Origin of the sequence: Paenalicyclobacillus ferrooxydans (assembly GCF_001399675.1) — a bacterium.
GTDB classification, from domain to species: Bacteria; Bacillota; Bacilli; order Alicyclobacillales; family Alicyclobacillaceae; genus Alicyclobacillus_B; species Alicyclobacillus_B ferrooxydans.
Window position 1 is genome coordinate 135441 of the sequence record NZ_LJCO01000011.1, and the last position, 17111, is coordinate 152551.

Annotated in this window: 14 protein-coding genes; 13 read left to right on the forward strand and 1 reads right to left on the reverse strand. The window is 53.6% G+C overall.

Features of this window, described 5'->3' with window-relative positions; genetic code table 11:
- Window positions 1–49: 49 nt before the first annotated feature.
- Window positions 50–826 carry an elongation factor P 5-aminopentanone reductase gene (ymfI, locus tag AN477_RS02800; RefSeq protein ID WP_342668534.1) on the reverse strand — a complete coding sequence of 259 codons (777 nt, stop codon included), beginning with the start codon at window positions 824–826 and terminating at the stop codon, window positions 50–52.
- A gap of 648 nt (window positions 827–1474) precedes the next feature.
- Here ymfI and AN477_RS02805 point away from each other — a divergent pair.
- From AN477_RS02805 to mraY, 13 genes are all read left to right on the forward strand, one after another.
- Window positions 1475–2821, forward strand: coding sequence for an acetyl-CoA carboxylase biotin carboxylase subunit (locus tag AN477_RS02805; protein WP_054967739.1), 1347 nt, complete (start codon window positions 1475–1477; stop codon window positions 2819–2821).
- Window positions 2822–2826: 5 nt separating this feature from the next.
- Entirely contained in the window at window positions 2827–3036 is a 210-nt protein-coding gene (locus AN477_RS02810) for an acetyl-CoA carboxylase biotin carboxyl carrier protein subunit (protein ID WP_425388112.1), read from the forward strand.
- Between the two features lie 26 nt (window positions 3037–3062).
- Entirely contained in the window at window positions 3063–3962 is a 900-nt protein-coding gene (locus AN477_RS02815) for a hydroxymethylglutaryl-CoA lyase (RefSeq protein WP_054967647.1), read from the forward strand.
- Window positions 3963–4152: 190 nt separating this feature from the next.
- The gene (locus AN477_RS02820) at window positions 4153–4974 is read left to right on the forward strand and encodes an enoyl-CoA hydratase (RefSeq protein WP_054967741.1); all 822 of its coding nucleotides are present in this window, start codon (window positions 4153–4155) and stop codon (window positions 4972–4974) included.
- A 12-nt stretch (window positions 4975–4986) separates the two neighbouring features.
- Complete coding sequence (locus tag AN477_RS02825) at window positions 4987–6513, forward strand: acyl-CoA carboxylase subunit beta (RefSeq protein ID WP_054967648.1); 1527 nt, start codon at window positions 4987–4989, stop codon at window positions 6511–6513.
- A gap of 17 nt (window positions 6514–6530) precedes the next feature.
- A complete protein-coding gene (bshC, locus tag AN477_RS02830) occupies window positions 6531–8168 on the forward strand; it encodes a bacillithiol biosynthesis cysteine-adding enzyme BshC (RefSeq protein WP_054967649.1) in 1638 nt (545 codons plus the stop codon).
- A gap of 209 nt (window positions 8169–8377) precedes the next feature.
- Entirely contained in the window at window positions 8378–8809 is a 432-nt protein-coding gene (gene mraZ / locus AN477_RS02835) for a division/cell wall cluster transcriptional repressor MraZ (RefSeq protein ID WP_054967742.1), read from the forward strand.
- 32 nt (window positions 8810–8841) lie between these two features.
- Window positions 8842–9777: a 16S rRNA (cytosine(1402)-N(4))-methyltransferase RsmH gene (gene rsmH / locus AN477_RS02840; protein WP_054967650.1), complete on the forward strand. Its 936-nt coding sequence runs from the start codon at window positions 8842–8844 to the stop codon at window positions 9775–9777.
- Between the two features lie 12 nt (window positions 9778–9789).
- Window positions 9790–10161 (forward strand): FtsB/FtsL family cell division protein, encoded by a 372-nt coding sequence (locus AN477_RS02845; RefSeq protein ID WP_054967651.1) that lies wholly within the window; start codon window positions 9790–9792, stop codon window positions 10159–10161.
- Between the two features lie 21 nt (window positions 10162–10182).
- Window positions 10183–12435: a penicillin-binding transpeptidase domain-containing protein gene (locus tag AN477_RS02850; protein ID WP_054967652.1), complete on the forward strand. Its 2253-nt coding sequence runs from the start codon at window positions 10183–10185 to the stop codon at window positions 12433–12435.
- 85 nt (window positions 12436–12520) lie between these two features.
- Window positions 12521–14467 (forward strand): stage V sporulation protein D, encoded by a 1947-nt coding sequence (locus AN477_RS02855; protein WP_054967653.1) that lies wholly within the window; start codon window positions 12521–12523, stop codon window positions 14465–14467.
- 116 nt (window positions 14468–14583) lie between these two features.
- A complete protein-coding gene (locus AN477_RS02860) occupies window positions 14584–16068 on the forward strand; it encodes a UDP-N-acetylmuramoyl-L-alanyl-D-glutamate--2,6-diaminopimelate ligase (protein ID WP_054967654.1) in 1485 nt (494 codons plus the stop codon).
- A gap of 30 nt (window positions 16069–16098) precedes the next feature.
- Window positions 16099–17070 carry a phospho-N-acetylmuramoyl-pentapeptide-transferase gene (mraY, locus tag AN477_RS02865; RefSeq protein ID WP_054967655.1) on the forward strand — a complete coding sequence of 324 codons (972 nt, stop codon included), beginning with the start codon at window positions 16099–16101 and terminating at the stop codon, window positions 17068–17070.
- Window positions 17071–17111: the final 41 nt, after the last annotated feature.

Here is a 17111-nt window from a genome sequence, read left to right on the forward strand (position 1 = left end):
AAGTCCCGGAGCTCAAAGAATTTGCATTGCGGTGATGCGGCATGACAACCTAAGCTTCCAGACCGCCGTTGGGGCTGATAATCTGTCCTGTAATGTACGATGTGCGCGGGGATGCAAGAAACAGCACAGCATTGGCGACGTCGTCAGGATGTCCGAGTCGGCCGACAGGTGTCCTTGCTTGCAACTGCATGACTTCCTCTTTAGATAGTGACTGCAACATATCTGTTTCAATTGCCCCGGGTGCGACAGCATTCACTGTGATGCCGGACGGGCCGACTTCTTTGGCGAGTGCCTTTGTGAATGCGATAATCCCGCCTTTTGAGGCCGAATAGGCTACCTCATACGAACCGCCTGAAATGCCCCAGATGGATGATATGTTGATAATACGGCCGTAACCTGTTCGTAACATATATGGCAGTACTGCCTTCGTACATAAAAAGGGAGCCGTCAGGTTGCTGTTTAACATTCTCTCCCAGTCTTCAAGCGAGGTCTCAAGCAACAGCCTTGCCTCGGCGATCCCGGCGTTGTTGACGAGAATCTGAGGTTGGCCGAGTGCGGTGGCGGCCACAACGAGACGGTTCACCTCATCTTGTCTGGTCACATCCGCTTGTACCGCGACAGCTTTACTGCCCAGGTTTAAGATGGTTCGCACGACCTCATTCGCCGCATCTCTCGAACTTAAGTAATTGACGACGACGTGTGCACCTGCCCGTCCGAGGGCAACTGCAATGGACCGTCCAATCCCGCGGGATGCCCCGGTGACAATCGCGGTCTGACCAAAGAGTGGTCGAGTCGTAGAGAACATTTCAGGGTTTTTCACGATCACAAGTTCACTCCTTGCCCCCATACACGATGGGACGTTGATGCAGCTCGCCAAGGATGAAATAGCGGCGCCGCAATCTGACAAGTTTTGCATTGTGACATTGTATCATAGAGGCGGAGCGTTGTCCCATCACCTGCAGGCAAGGCGGTCTATCGAAGACGCGGTTGAGGGTTGAGGGTTGAGGGTTGAGGGTTGAGGGTTGAGGGTTGAGGGTTGAGGGTTGAGGGTTGAGGGTTGAGGGTTGCCGCGGATAAGGGAAGTTTTGTTCGCTAAACACCGAGATGGAGCGCTCGAGTGGGTCATAGAGGAAAAATTGTCCGTTGATTGCTCAAAACTACCACCCCCGGTGGAAGAAATCCATCATAAGGGAAAGTCTGGACGTTGTTTCAGCGGATCGCGCCGAAAAAAACATGATAGAGGTAAATTTGACCGCTATTGTCTAAGGCCATTGCGGGCACCATTGCGGGCACCATTGCGGGCACCATTGCGGGCACCATTGCGGGCCTAGCGCCCGAACATTGCGGAGCACCATCGCCGGAACATGATGATCGCGTCACTTGGACCGCTGCGGGCCGGACAAACTCTGATTTGCTTTGCAAAGGTGTGGTTGAACTGCTAACCTTAAATCGAAATATCGGAGGGGAGTGGACTATGATTCGGAAGGTCTTAATTGCTAATCGTGGCGAGATTGCCTGTCGGATTATTCGTACCTGCCGTGAGATGGGCATCAGTACAGTGGCAGTCTATTCTGATGCTGACAAAGACGCATTGCATGTCAAGGAAGCAGATGAAGCGGTTCGTATCGGTCCGCCTCCCGTTGCACAGAGCTACCTGCAAATCGACGCGATTATTGAGGCAGCTCAACAGACTGGTGCTGACGCCTTGCACCCGGGATACGGTCTCTTAAGTGAGAATCCTGAGCTGGCGCGGCGTGTTGCAGCAGCTGGGATCCGCTTTATTGGACCTTCTCCCGAAGCCATGGCTGAAATGGGGAGTAAGGTTGCCGCTCGGTCACGGATGAAAGAAGCAGGTGTTCCGCTCGTTCCTGGTTCAGCCGGGGCACTCAAGGATGTCGATCACGCTCTTGCCGAGGCCAAGGCCATCGGTTACCCTGTGATGCTGAAAGCTTCCGCAGGCGGAGGCGGGATTGGTATGCAGGTGGTTGGCGATGCTGAAGCCTTAAAGAAAGCGTTTGCTTCGAACCAGGCGCGAGCTGCAGCCTACTTTGGCAATGGTGAAATGTTCATTGAAAAGCTGGTGCAAAGCCCTCGCCACATCGAAGTGCAGGTTCTGTTTGATGAGCATGGGAACGGCGTGTACCTGTGGGAACGCGAGTGCTCCATTCAGCGGCGGCACCAGAAGGTCGTCGAGGAAGCCCCGTCATCGTTTGTCGATGCAACTATGCGCAAACAAATGGGAGAAGCAGCCCTGCGTGCCGCCCGAAGCATTGGATACACGAATGCAGGTACCGTCGAGTTTATTGTCGATGCGGATAAGAACTTCTATTTTCTGGAGATGAACACAAGGCTGCAAGTGGAGCATCCTGTCACTGAGGCCATTACTGGACTCGACCTCGTCGAGTGGCAGATTCGGATCGCAAGAGGAGAAGCGCTTACCTTTGGACAGGCAGACGTTCGCCTCTCGGGTCATGCGATTGAATGCAGGGTATACGCGGAAGACCCTGTGAAAATGTTGCCGTCGCCAGGGACAGTCACGGATCTCATCCTTCCTCAAGGTGAAGGGATACGCAACGATGTAAGCCTTGTCGCGGGGGCTGCTGTCACTCCTTTTTACGATCCGATGATTGGAAAACTGATTGCCTATGGAGCCAACCGAACAGAGGCCATTTCGCGCATGGCAAAGGCCATCTCTGAGTACCGTATTGAAGGAATTCGTACGAATCTTCCACTGCTTGAAAAGATTATCACGAGCGAAGCATTCGCCGCGGGCGAAACAACCACCGAATTTATCCAACATCATATCAGCTGGAAGGAGTAATCAATGTGACTGTCGTAGCCACCATGGCCGGAACCGTATTATCTGTACTCGTAGCTGTAGGGGACTCAGTGACGGACGGACAAGATGTCGTTGTCCTCGAGTCTATGAAAATGGAGGTCCCCGTTCAATCCGAAGGGGCTGGTGAAGTTTCCGAGATACACGTTCAGCCGGGAGATTTCGTCAACGAAGGCGATCCGCTGCTCGAACTGAAATAAATCTGAATCCATTGGAGGGACGATGGATGGGTCTGCCGCAATCTGTGGTGATCACGGAAGTAGGACCGCGAGACGGGCTTCAAAACGAGTCCCTGTTCGTCGCAACTGACAAGAAAATTGAGTGGATCAACCGGCTGTCTGATGCCGGTTTCCGCCATATTGAAGTGAGCTCATTTGTTCATCCAAAGTGGATTCCCCAACTCGCCGATGCCGTGGAAGTATTCCACGGCATTAAGAGAGCAAAGGGCGTCGTTTATAGTGCTTTGGTGCCGAATGAACGCGGACTTGAACGTGCCTTCGAGGCACGTGTCGATGCGGTGAGCATTTTTATGTCTGCGAGTGAGTCGCACAATCAGAAGAATATCAACAAGTCCATTCGAGAGACCTACCCCGTACTGCGCCCTGTTGTAGAGTCTGCGAAAGCTGCCGGGCTACCCGTTCGCGGCTATGTATCTACCGTATTCGGCTGTCCTTATGAGGGGAATGTTGACGTAAACCAGGTTCTGTCTGTTGTGGACAGCCTGCTTGATATGGGCGTTGACGAGTTGTCCCTTGGCGACACCATCGGTGTTGCGGTTCCCACGCAGGTGACAGAACTGATTGCACGGCTCAGTAAAGAAGTACCACTCTCTCGGATTGCCCTTCATTTTCACGATACCTACGGGATGGCAATGGCAAACGTATGGGCAGGCTTGTTGGCTGGCATTGAACGGTTTGACGGATCGCTCGGCGGCCTTGGCGGGTGCCCGTACGCGCCAGGAGCGTCCGGGAATGTGGCAACCGACGACCTCTTGTATCTCTTTCAGAAACTCGGTGTAGAGACCGGCGTCAACCGAGAGCAGGCGCTCTTGGCAGCAGCATGGTTCGAGCAAAATGTCGGCCGTACACTTCCGAGTCACGCGATGTCGGTGCTTCGAGGTCAGTAGACGAGACTAGCGAAGAGGAGCAATAAAGCTCTGAGCAGCGACAAAGCTCTGAGCAGCGACAAAGCTCTGAGCAGCAACAAAGCTTTGATGCTTCATAAGGCTCTGAGGAGCAACAAAGCTCTGAGAAGCAAAAGAAGTTCTATGCAAATCAAGCTCGAAGTGGGACTACTTGGTATTGCGCGCGATTGGGATGGCGCAGTTGATTGGTATTGCGAAGGAGGAGACTGCCGTGAGTTCGTCTTTGGTGTTGTTCGAGGAAACGGGCGGCATTGCGACGATTACCTTGAATCGGCCGGAAAGTGCTAACGCGCTGTCCCGAGAACTCTTGACGGAGCTATCGGGGATTCTAACCGAGGTCGCCCACCGTGAAGACGTACGCGTCGTCGTTGTGACTGGCGCTGGAGATCGGGCGTTTTGCGCCGGTGCAGACTTAAAGGAACGCAAAGGCATGAATGATGCTGAGGTTAAGGCGGCTGTCCAAGGGATTCGTTCGTCCATTCATGCTGTATCGGCACTGCCGCAACCAGTCATCGCTGCCGTAAATGGTGTTGCTTTTGGCGGCGGCACGGAACTGGCTTTAGCAGCAGATATACGCCTTGCGTCAGAAACTGCCAAATTCGGGCTCACCGAGACGAGTCTCGCGATAATTCCCGGTGCGGGCGGAACACAGCGGCTTCCAAGACTCATTGGAATGGCCAAGGCGAAAGAACTGATCTTCACCGCGCGTCGAATTGATGCAAAGGAAGCTATGCGGCTTGGGCTTGTGAATGAGACTGTTGCAAGTGAAGAGTTACTCTCACGTGCTCGTGAAATTGCAGAGGAAATTGCAAGCAACGGCCCCATCGCGGTTCGTCAGGCGAAGCTTGCCATCAACAAAGGCGCAGAAGTTGATCTTGAGACAGGTCTGGCCATTGAAGGGCTGGCATATCAAGCAGTGATCCCGACGGAAGACCGCATTGAGGGTCTTACAGCATTTGCGGAAAAACGTAAGCCGCAGTATAAAGGTAAGTAGGGAGTGTCGTTCATGTCCAAAGCGAGTCATGCAGACCGTGTCAGCCAGATTTTGTCCGGAGGTGCTCCAAAGTACCACGAGAAGAACGCCGAGACAGGAAAGTTGTTTGTTCGTGATCGGCTGCGCATGCTGTTCGACGGCGATGTGTCTTTCGAAGACGGCATGTTTGCCAATTGTGAAGCGGACGGTCTCCCGGCTGACGGCGTCGTCACCGGCATTGGCCAGGTCCACGGCCGGTCGGTTGCGGTGATGGCGAATGACAGCACGGTAAAAGCCGGCAGCTGGGGTGCCCGCACGGTTGAAAAGATCTTGCGCATTCAGGAAGTTGCGGAGAAGATGCAGATTCCGTTGGTGTACCTGGTAGACTCTGCCGGAGCTCGCATTACAGATCAAGTGGAGATGTTTCCGGGTCGCCGCGGAGCGGGCCGTATTTTCTACAATCAAGTCCGATTGTCAGGGATGATTCCGCAGGTTTGTATCCTATTTGGCCCATCTGCCGCAGGCGGGGCGTATATTCCAGCGTTTTGTGACATCGTCATTATGGTTGATAAAAACGCGAGCATGTACCTTGGTTCACCGCGGATGGCCGAGATGGTCATTGGCGAGAAGGTCACCTTGGAAGAAATGGGCGGGGCCCGCATGCACTGTTCGGTCAGTGGTTGTGGTGACGTGCTTGCTCCTGACGAACCCGCAGCGATACAATCAGCGAGAGCATATCTCTCATATATGCCGAATCACTGCGGCGAATCAGTCGCATCGGAGGTTGCGCTTTCTCCTGCAAAAGTAGAGAAAACGTTGGCTGAAATTATCCCGAGCAACCAGAACAGCCCATTCAACATGCACGACTTTATTACGCGCATTATTGATGAAGGTTCTTGGTACGAGGTCAAACGCTTATTTGCGGGAGAGATTCTTACAGGGTTTGCAAGGATTGATGGACGAGCTGTAGGCATTGTCGCGAATCAACCCCGCGTCAAAGGCGGTGTATTGTTTGTGGATTCGGCAGACAAAGCTGCAAGGTTTATTACCCTCTGCGACGCCTTCAATATCCCGCTGCTATTCCTCGCCGACGTTCCCGGCTTCATGATTGGGACAAAAGTCGAGCGAGCTGGTATCATACGACATGGTGCGAAATTAATTGCAGCGATGTCCGAAGTAACTGTTCCTAAAATCAGTGTGATTGTGCGCAAGGCTTACGGCGCTGGCTTATATGCCATGGCTGGACCTGCGTTTGAGCCCGATTGTTGTCTGGCGCTCCCATCGGCGCAGATTGCCGTCATGGGTCCGGAGGCAGCTGTAAACGCCGTTTACAGCAACAAAATAGCTGAGTTGCCGGAGTCCGAGCGTGCTGCTTTTATTGAACAAAAACGAGAAGAGTACAGGGAAGACATCGATATCTACCGACTGGCATCGGAGCTCGTCGTAGATGGGATTGTCGAGCCGGATGATCTGCGGGACGAATTGACTCGTCGGTTCAAGGTTTACGAGACCAAGACGATGACGTTCGGACGACGAAAGCACGCCGTGTACCCAGTCTAGGAAATGGAGTTGTCAAAATGAAATGGTCGTTGCGGTCAGAACCGACCGGTCAATCCTTAACGGATTTGCATACAACGGAATTTGCGCGGGTCGCTGACCTGTATCATGGACAGGATCCACAGTCACTCACGACGTATCGCAATCGTCAGCGCGCACTCGAAACACAGTTTTCAGCAGCTCATCGACAACAGCTTGTAGAGACGTTGAGGCCCTTTCTGGCGTCTGTTGAAGCTCCTGAAGCTGCACACAGAGAGCTCGAGCGTTTGCTGCATCCGGAGGCGACTGTAGTGATTGCTGGACAGCAGGCAGGACTGTTTACGGGTCCGCTTTATTCCGTGTATAAAGCGTTATCTGCGGTCGGTATGGCCCGGCGGATGGAAGCGGAACTCGGAAAACCGGTTGTCCCAATGTTTTGGATCGCCTCTGAAGACCATGACTGGGGTGAGGTCGATCACGCTTATCTCCTCGACGCAGGGGATAACGTGCGGAGACTTCGGTTGTCTGACCCAGCGCCCTTACACCAGATGGTCCATCATCAGACGTTGTCGAGAGAGTCTGTCACAGGCATCTTGAATGCACTTGAGGAGACACTGCCTGCAGGGCCCTGGCGGTCCGAAGTCTTGCAGGCTGTGGGGGAAGCTTACCGCTCGTCGTCCACACTTGTTGGTGCATTCGCGCGGTTGATGTACAAGTTGCTTGGAGACACGGGACTCGTCATGCTCGACCCGTGCTTGCCCGGTCTTCGGGCGTTAGTCGGTGGCGTCTGGCGTGATGTGATGGAGAAACAAAACGAGTTGTCGAAGCGTCTTGAAGCGCGGTACAGCGAAGTCAGTGGACGAGGCTTTGTCCCTGCTGTCGTTCGCGATGAGTCGAACACCACGTTGTTCTATGTGATGGATGGTAAACGGTATGTGCTTGAGCGCACGGACAACGAGCATCGCCTCAGAGTGCGCGGGGTCGGGGTGGAGGACTCGATTGAAGGCTGGCTGCGAAAAGCAGAACAGAGTCCTACTTCATTTAGTTCGAATGTACTCCTCCGTCCTGTAGTACAGGATCATCTGTTGCCAACGCTTTGTTTTGTCGGAGGACCGGCTGAAATTGCCTACCATGCCCTGTCAGGGGCGGTGTTCGAAACCCTTTCACGCACGATGCCGCCGCTGTTGCTGCGCGACAGGCTGACGTTGTATCCCCCGACAGTACTGCGCAACATGGAAAAGTGGGAGATCTCAGCTTCTGAACTGACTAGGCCGGTGAACCTTGAGTCACGAGCGGTAAATGAACTCGGTGGAGATGCATTTGATGAAATTCTCTCCACAATGGCCAAGGAAACCGAAGCGCGATGGAGCAACTGGGCGTCTCAGTTTGAGTCGCTTGGACCACAAGTGCAGGCGATGGCGAAGTCCCAGGTGAAGAGGGAAATCGCTGGGATGAACAAAACGACATCCAAAGCGAAAAATCTGTTTGTCAGAGCGCATGAGACAGAGCTTCGGCAGTTGCGGCACATTGAACGGTGGCTGTGGGCGGATGGTCATGCGCAAGAGCGCCGACTGTGTCCCCTGAACTTCTGGGCTCGCTATGGTCTCGACTGGTTGCAGCAGTTACCCTTCTGGGGAGACTACACCAAGGAACGCGGCGTGTTCGACGTCCTCTTGTAAGCACCTCGTTTCAATCGACAATATGGTCATGATATACAGGGCTGTTCAGCGATCAACCAAGGTCGCTGAATAGCCCTTTTGTATGCCGAAAAAGTTGAGAAAAGTTTCTTGAACCAGCAGGAATTGATACGTGTGGGGCGAAGACATAAGACAGTGGTGGAAAGTGGAGTGAAGTGGAGCAAAATGGAGTCCGGGCGGTGATGAGAAGCGTGTTCATGGGGGAATATCAGCATACCCTCGACGAGAAGGGACGGGTTATCGTTCCTGCGAAGTTCCGCGAAGGATTGGGCGAATCCTTTGTGATGACGCGCGGCTTGGACAAGTGTCTGTTTGTATACCCGCAGAGTGAATGGGAGATTCTAGAGCAGAAGTTGAAAAATCTGCCGATGACAAGGGCGGATGCCCGTTCGTTCGTCAGGTTTTTCCTGTCTGGAGCAACCGAATGCTCTCTCGACAAACAAGGACGCATCGTTATCCCTACTCTCCTCAGAGACTACGCGGCACTTGACAAGGATATTGTTGTCCTTGGGGTGTCGAACAGAGTCGAGATATGGAGCCAAGAAAAATGGCGCGCGTATGCTGACGCTGCTGCCGAATCTTTCGCAGATATTGCTGAGAATCTGGTTGACTTGTCGTTTTAGGCAAAATCGAAATCGTTCTGGGGGAAGGCCTTTTGCAGTTTGAACATGAGACGGTACTGCTCACTGAGTTGGTTGACAGCGTCCTGCCGAAAAGCGGCGGGGTCTACATGGACTGTACTGTAGGCGGTGGTGGACACACCAAACTTCTGCTCGATAAGAGTGCCCCGGCCGGTCTCGTCATCGGGTTCGATCAAGATAACACAGCTTTGGAATTTACTCGCAGGAAATTCGCGGACTATGGCGAACGAGTTACGCTGGTGCACGCGAACTTTCGCGAAATCAGGCGAGTGGCCGCCTCGTTGCAGGTGGAAGCTGTAGATGGGATTGTGTTTGATCTCGGTGTATCATCCCCGCAGTTTGACGTGGCGGAGCGGGGGTTTAGTTATCGGGCCGATGCGCCGCTCGATATGAGGATGGATCAGACGATTAGTAAAACCGCAGCAGACGTCGTCAATGAGCTCGATGAAGCCGAGTTGGCGAAAATCTTCTTTGAATACGGTGAGGAACGCTTCAGTCGGGCGATTGCGAGAGCACTTGTTCGCGAACGCGCGAAAGCGCGGATCGAGACAACGGAAAGACTCGCTGAGATTGTGAAGTTGTCGATTCCGGCGGCTGCAAGGCGCAGTGGGCCGCATCCAGCAAGAAGGGTGTTTCAAGCCTTGCGGATTGAAGTGAATGATGAACTTGGCGCACTTGACGAGGCGCTGGACGGAGCGTTCGAGATCCTTGCTCCTGGCGGTAGAATTGGAGTCATCACGTTCCATTCACTCGAAGATAGAATTGTGAAAAGAAGATTTGCTAAATGGTGTAAGGGATGCACATGTCCTCCGGAGTTTCCGGTTTGTGTATGCGGTAAGGAACCTCTGGCAGATTTGGTGACTCGTAAAGCCATCACCCCTGGAGAGGTCGAATTGAGTCGAAATCAGCGGTCGAGGTCAGCGAAGCTGAGGGTTGTGCAGAAACGATAGGAGGTTAGGAAAATGGCAATGGGAGAAAGCGTGGCACGGGTGACGACTTCGCAGGCGTTTCCTATTGAATCACCGAGTATTGATACGAGAGTTCGTACAGCGCCGGCGCCAGTTCGAAAGTTCAATATGGCGTCCATGTGGTTCTGTATTGGTGTTGCAGTAGCGGCATTCTGGTTTATCGCGAGTTTCGGAGCGAAGATCGATGCAACAAACTACCAAATTGACAATCTGCAGACACAGATCAAAGCCCAGACCGCTGAAAACGCGTCATTGACAGCGAGCGTAGCCCGTCTTAAGGAACCATCCCGGATTCTCAGCATTGCACTTGGCGCCGGCGAAAAATACGCAAACCCGGTAACCATTACTGCCACGAGCAAACACTAAAGTCTGGATGGTGACAAAGAGGTGAAGCAGGTAGAAAAGACTTCAAGGAAACGGCGTCCGAGTCGACATCGCAAACGGATGCACCTGATTCAACTCGGGTTATTGGCAGCGCTCGGTACAGTGGTCTATCGAATTTCGTTTGTGCAGTCAGCCTTTGGCCCGGGTCTTTTGGCCTCGGCGGCGAAAGTTCAGAATGCAACGCGCGTCGAAGTGGCACAGCGCGGTGCCATTCTTGACCGCAATGGAAACAAACTGGCGTATGACGTTCCCGCGTTCATGCTTGACCTCAAAACGAGTTCGTTTCAAGACCTCCCATCATTGGCTGATGCGTTAGCACCCCTCCTTGGCAGCAACAGTGCGACGGTGCTGGCCAAACTTCGTTCCGGAAACAACTGGATTGAATGGCCGACGCCGATTCTTGCAACCACCAAGGACAAGGTGAATCAAGCCCTTGCAACCCTCGGAAAAGCTGATAAGCAAGACTACTCCCAAGACGTGACCTTCACGCCGACAGAGCAACGGTTTTACCCTTATGGTAGTTTCGCTGCCAATACCATCGGTTTCGTGAATCACAGTGGTGTCGGCGTAAACGGCCTTGAGGCAGAATATAACCAACAACTGTCCGGAACCAACGGCGAAATCAAGTATATTGAGGACCGCTGGGGATTCCCGATTCAGTCCACGATGCAAACCATCAAAGCCCCAGTGCAGGGCGACGACCTCCAAACGACGATTGACCAAACGATTCAGGGCTTTGTTGAACAGAAGATGGATCAGCTCGTCGCAGACTACCACCCGGAGCATGCAGCCATTATTGTCATGGATCCGAAGACGGGTGCGATTCTTGCGATGTCGAGCCGCCCCACGTTTGATCCGAATACTTATTGGGCGGCACCGAGTTCAACCGCGCTCAACAACAACTGGGCGGTCGATGCATCGTTTGAGCCTGGGTCAACATTCAAGGCCATCACACTGGCTGCGGCGTTGGCGACAAATTCCATTTCGCTGAACCAGACCTTCATGTCAGGTCATACGACCGTTGCAGGCCGGACCATTTATGACTGGAATGTGGTCGGTTGGGGTGTCCTGAATTTTGAACAGGCCCTGGAGATGTCCAGTAACGTCGGATTTGCCACCATTGCGCAGCGTCTCGGCTGGCCGAATCTAATTCATTACATGCAGGTGTTTGGCTTAACGAAACCGACCGGCATCGACCTCCCTGGAGAGGCAACCTCTTTGATTTTCCCGCCTGCAAGCCGACATGTGGTTGAACTTGCAACCTCCGGGTTTGGACAGGGTATATCTGTGACGCCAATGCAGCAGATGGCTGCCTATGCCGCGATTGCCAATGGCGGGGAGTTAATCCGACCGCACCTGGCACAGGCCTTAATCAATCCGATCACAGATAAGGTCGTACAATCGTTCTCGCCAGTCGTCGAAAATCCCCAGGTCGTTCCCAAAAGCGTCATTGCAGCAGTGAACCATGCTCTTGTCCTCGATGTCTCGACAGGGATTGACCAGATTGCTCAGATCCCAGGTTATCAGGTTGCAGGTAAAACCGGTACGGCCAATGTCGTTGATCCGACGACAGGCAAGTACTACTCGAATCGATTCATCGTATCCTTTATGGGATATGCCCCGGCGAGTAACCCCAAGTACGAGGTGTACGTGACGGTCGACTGGCCGAAGACGCCGATTGGCAGCACATGGGGCAGTACGGTTGCTGCACCTACGGCGAGAGACCTGCTCGAAGAGTGCCTGCAATACGGGCACGTACCGGCGGATGACCCGGCGACACTGCCGAAAGCGAATCAAAGGGCCCAGGCGGCAGTCCAATCAACCCATGTCCAAATGGTGACGGTACCACCCATCCTCGGTCTCACCCCGTCCGAAGCGAAGACCAAGTTGGCTGCAGCTGGATTTTCACCGCAGATCGTGGGGAACGGATCGACAGTGGCAGATGTGTGGCCGAGACCCGGTTTACAGTTGCAAAAGGGCGCGAAAGTGTTCGCCGTAGTCAAGGGGGCAGGCGCAGGAAAGGTAACTTTGCCTGACTTTAGAGGTACGTCGACACGCGACGCAGTGAGTGTTCTTGCCGAGCTTGGTATGGAAGTAGACGTCAGCGGGATCGGTTACGTGACGGCGCAGTCAATTCCGGCCGGACAAGTCGTACAACCCGGTACCGTCGTGAAACTCACCTGCGGCATACCGTCTACAAACACGTTTCTTCAGGGGAACAGGAATACGGTCTCACAGACAAACAACATCGGATGACACTCGTAACTCTCTCTGCGTCACTTCTATCGTGAGGATTGTCCGCATAGACTCCATCTAGACAAGACAGGTGGAGGCGACGCACGTGCGAGTGACACATGGGACGATTAGACGCCGACTGGTCGTCTTGCTATTGACGCTCATCGTAGCCATCGGAGCACTGATCGGACGGTTGGGCTTCATCCAAGGAGTTCAGTCGGGTTGGCTGACGAAGGCCGCTGAGGCTCTGCATAACCGCAGCATCCCTTTGCAGGGGGTTCGCGGGACCATCTATGACAGCACGGGGCAGAAGCTGGCGTATACAGCGAGTGCTCCGTCTGTCATTGCTATGCCCGCGCAGATTACGGACAAGCCAAAAACAGCGGACGAGTTGGCCAAAATCCTCGGGATGCAAAGCGCAAATGTCCTCAAGCTGTTGCAGAAACGAACGTTGATGGTCTGGATTAACCCGAACGGCAGAAAAATCACAGATGCTCAGGCGAACGCCATTCGGGCGTTGCGCCTGCCAGGTGTGTATCTGACCGAAGAGGGGCAAACCGTCTATCCGGACGGATCGTTGGCAGCCTCGGTGCTTGGTATCACAGGAGCGGACAATCAGGGATTAACAGGTGTCGAGAAAGAATACGACAGTATTTTGGCTGGACATCCTGGGTCTATCACACTCACCACGAACGCTAGAGGAAAGAAGATGCCAGGGACAGGTGAACAGTTCATCCCACCCCAAGCAGGAAATGACATCCAGCTGACCATCAACGCGAATATCCAACAGTTTGTGGAGCGGGAAGTTGAGCAGGCGGTCGCGGAGTACAATCCGGATCACGTTACAGCGATTGTCGAGGACCCGAAGACCGGTGCGATTCTCGCGATGGCAAACTACCCAACCTTCGACCCAGCCAATTGGCGCAGCGCGCCAGCGTCTGCATACAACCACAATCTAGCTATCTGGCAGACCTTCGAACCTGGGTCAACATTTAAAATTGTCACCCTGTCAGCAGCGTTGCAGGAAAATAAGGTGAATTTCAGCGACAGCTTTTACGATCCCGGATACTACGAAGTCGCTGGGCATAAGATTCGTTGCTGGAAGGCTGGCGGTCACGGGTCCGAGTCGTTCTTAAACGTCGTAGAAAACTCGTGTAACCCTGGATTCATCGCACTTGGCGAAAGGCTTGGCAAAGAAACCCTGTTCTCCTATATTAAAAAATTCGGGTTCGGTTCCAAAACCGGGATCGACCTGCCGGGTGAAGGGAACGGCATTCTATTCAAACTCTCGAAGGTCGGCCCGCTCGAATTGGCCACCACGTCGTTTGGGCAAGGTGTTTCCGTGACTCCGATCCAACAGGTCATGGCAGTCGGTGCTGTAGCGAACGGCGGGTTGTTAATGCAACCGCACGTCTTGAAGGCGATCTTGAACCACAACACAGGTCAGGTGATTCAGGAAGTACAGCCGAAGGTTGTCCGGCGGGTGATATCGACTCAAACGGCGACACAAGTGCGGCAGGCACTTGAAAGCGTGGTGGCGAATGGCTCAGGGAACAAGGCCTACCTGGAAGGGTATCGCGTCGCAGGAAAGACGGGTACGGCGCAGGTGGCCCAAAACGGTCACTATGCGGCAGGCCACTACATCGTTTCCTTTATCGGGATGGCTCCCGCCAACAATCCAAAGGTGGTCGTCTACATTGCCATTGACCATCCAAGGCCGAAAGCTGGGGTCGTGTTTGGTGGTGTCATTGCGGCCCCAATTGTCGGACGAATCATCTTCGATACACTGCAATACGAAGGTGTGCCATACGATTTCAACGGACTTGCGAAAAAGTACCGCTGGGGTGACATACCGAACATTGCAGTTCCGAATTTTGTTGGGATGACTATCGGGGATGCACAAAAAACGGCCATCGAGAGCAGTGCACAGTTGCAGACGCAGGTGCTTGGAACAGGAAAGTACGTTGTCGCTCAGTCACCGCCTGCAAACACCAAAGTACCACCGGGTACAACGGTTCGACTGTACCTCGGCGACAAGGCTCCAGCCCCGTAACGAGGCCGCTTGGGAGCAATGACTTACGTTGACAAAGCGTACAAAACGCAATAGATTGGCAATCATGGACGAGTATCAGATCCGTCCCATGTATGATACAGCGAGGGGGCTTCATGGTGCAGATTGGCCGCTTAATAGATGCGCTGCTTCGTTACCGCACCATCAACGATGCCGATGTTGATATCCGGTCGATTACGTCTGACAGCCGCAAGGTACAACCGGGGAGCTTGTTTGTGGCGTTATCCGGTTACACTGTAGATGGACACGATTTTATTCAAGAGAGTGTCGAGCGGGGAGCGGTTGCCCTGCTCGTCGAGCGCGAAGCGAAGGATGTGAATGTGCCGCAGATTGTGGTTCCGGATAGTCACTTGGCTTCAGCCATTGTCGCGGACGTCTTTTACGGCCACCCGTCGAAGCGGATGCGCATGATAGGGGTAACTGGTACAAACGGGAAAACAACAGTCACGCATCTGATTGAACGCGTACTCGCAGATGCAGGTAAATCCCCAGGCATCTGCGGCAGTCTCGGTGCCCGTTTTGCTGGCAAGTCAATTGAACTCGCGAACACGACGCCGTTTCCAGTCGATCTCCAGTCGATCTTGAACGATATGGTTCTGTCCGGCTGTACGCACGGCGTGATGGAGGTGTCTTCACACGCGCTCGAGCGGCGACAGACGGCCGGTACAGATTACCGCGTGGCGGTATTTACAAATCTGACGCAGGACCACCTGGACTTCCACGGTACGATGGAAGCATACCTGGCTGCGAAAGGAAAACTGTTTTCGCGGCTTGGCAACGGTTATGGCGACGACCGCTTGGGGATGAGCTATGGGGTGCTGAACGCCGATGACCCGGCGAGTACGTACCTTTCGCAACAGACCGTCTCTGAATGTGTCACCTACGGCATTCAGAACGAAGCAGACGTTCGCGCGGTTGACGTGCAAATCGGAGCAGACGGTCTTCGGTGCACGGTACATACTTGGCAGGGCACGGGACGTCTTGAAATGGCTCTGACCGGGCGCTTTAACGTATACAATGCGCTCGCTGCCATTTCAGTTGGGTTGATTGAGGGCATTTCTCTTGACTCGATCTTAGGCTCATTAAAGCGTATGCCTGGGGTACCCGGTCGCTTGGAAAGGGTCCCTGGTGATCAACCATTTACAGTCCTGGTCGACTACTCGCACACACCAGACAGCCTTGAAAATGCACTTCAGACCATCCATGAGTTTGCAGAGGGCCGCGTCATTACTGTCGTCGGTTGCGGTGGAGACCGCGATAAAGGAAAGCGTCCCATTATGGCGAGAATTGCCTGTGATCAGAGTGACCTAGCCATACTGACCAGTGACAACCCGAGAACTGAGGATCCAGAATCGATTCTGGATGATATGGAAGCCGGCGTTCGGGGAACGGCCTCCAATTATCGCCGAGTGCTCGACCGGGCGGTGGGGATTGAGAGTGCCGTCGCCGAAGCCAAACCGGGTGACATCATCCTGATTGCCGGCAAGGGTCACGAAACCTACCAGATTATTGGAAGGACCAAGCATCATTTTGATGACCGCGAAGTGGCGAAAGCGGCGATCTTGAAACGGGTGGGCGGATGACCACTGATTGGGTGAGAGGGGACTAAAGTTATGGATTTGCAGGCATTACTCCTGACCGCTGGGGGATCGCTGATTGTGGCTTTGCTGCTTGGCCCGATTCTGATTCCTGTCTTGCACAGGATGAAGTTTGGACAGCGCATCAGGGAGGAGGGTCCGAAACATCATCAGGTGAAGGCCGGCACGCCGACGATGGGCGGCATCATTATTCTGCTGGCCCTATTGGTATCGACACTTAAGTTTGCGCTCGAAAGTGTCGACGTCATTATCCTTTTGATTGCAACTTTTGGGTTCGGCTTGATTGGTTTCGCTGATGATTTCATCAAGGTCGTCAAGAAACGCAACCTTGGTCTCCGTGCAAAACAGAAGTTGTTTTGGCAGGCCATTGTGACGGTTGTCCTGTTTCTCTTACTGCGCTGGCATTTTGACGCTACGGGTCAGTCGTTTGACGTCGCAGTGCCGTTCACCCATCTGGTGGTTCCACTCGGGGCCTTGTACATTTTATTCCTGATGGTGGTATTACTCGGGTCGACCAACGCCGTCAACCTGACGGATGGTTTGGATGGGCTTTTGTCTGGTACAGCCTCGATTATTTTTGCAGCGTACGCATTTTACGCGTATCGTCATACTGAGTACGATGTAGCGATTTTCTGTGCCGCCATGGTCGGGGCCCTGCTTGGCTTTTTGTACTACAACCGGCATCCGGCAAAGGTATTTATGGGCGACACCGGATCGCTCGCAATTGGAGGTGCTTTAGCCCTTGTCGGGGTTTTGACGCACAGTGAACTCGGACTCATTCTGTTTGGTTTTGTCTATGTTGTCGAAGCACTTTCAGTCATCATTCAGGTCTTTTCGTTCCAGGTGTTTGGGCGGAGAGTATTTAAGATGAGCCCGATTCACCACCACTTTGAACTGTCCGGGTGGTCAGAGTGGGAGGTTGTCCTATTTTTCTGGCTGGCCGCCTTTTTGACCTCATTTGGTACGCTGCTTCTGTTTTCCCGGTAAATTTGGCAGCGGAGGTTCGCGAGTGTCGATGGGCGAAAGCA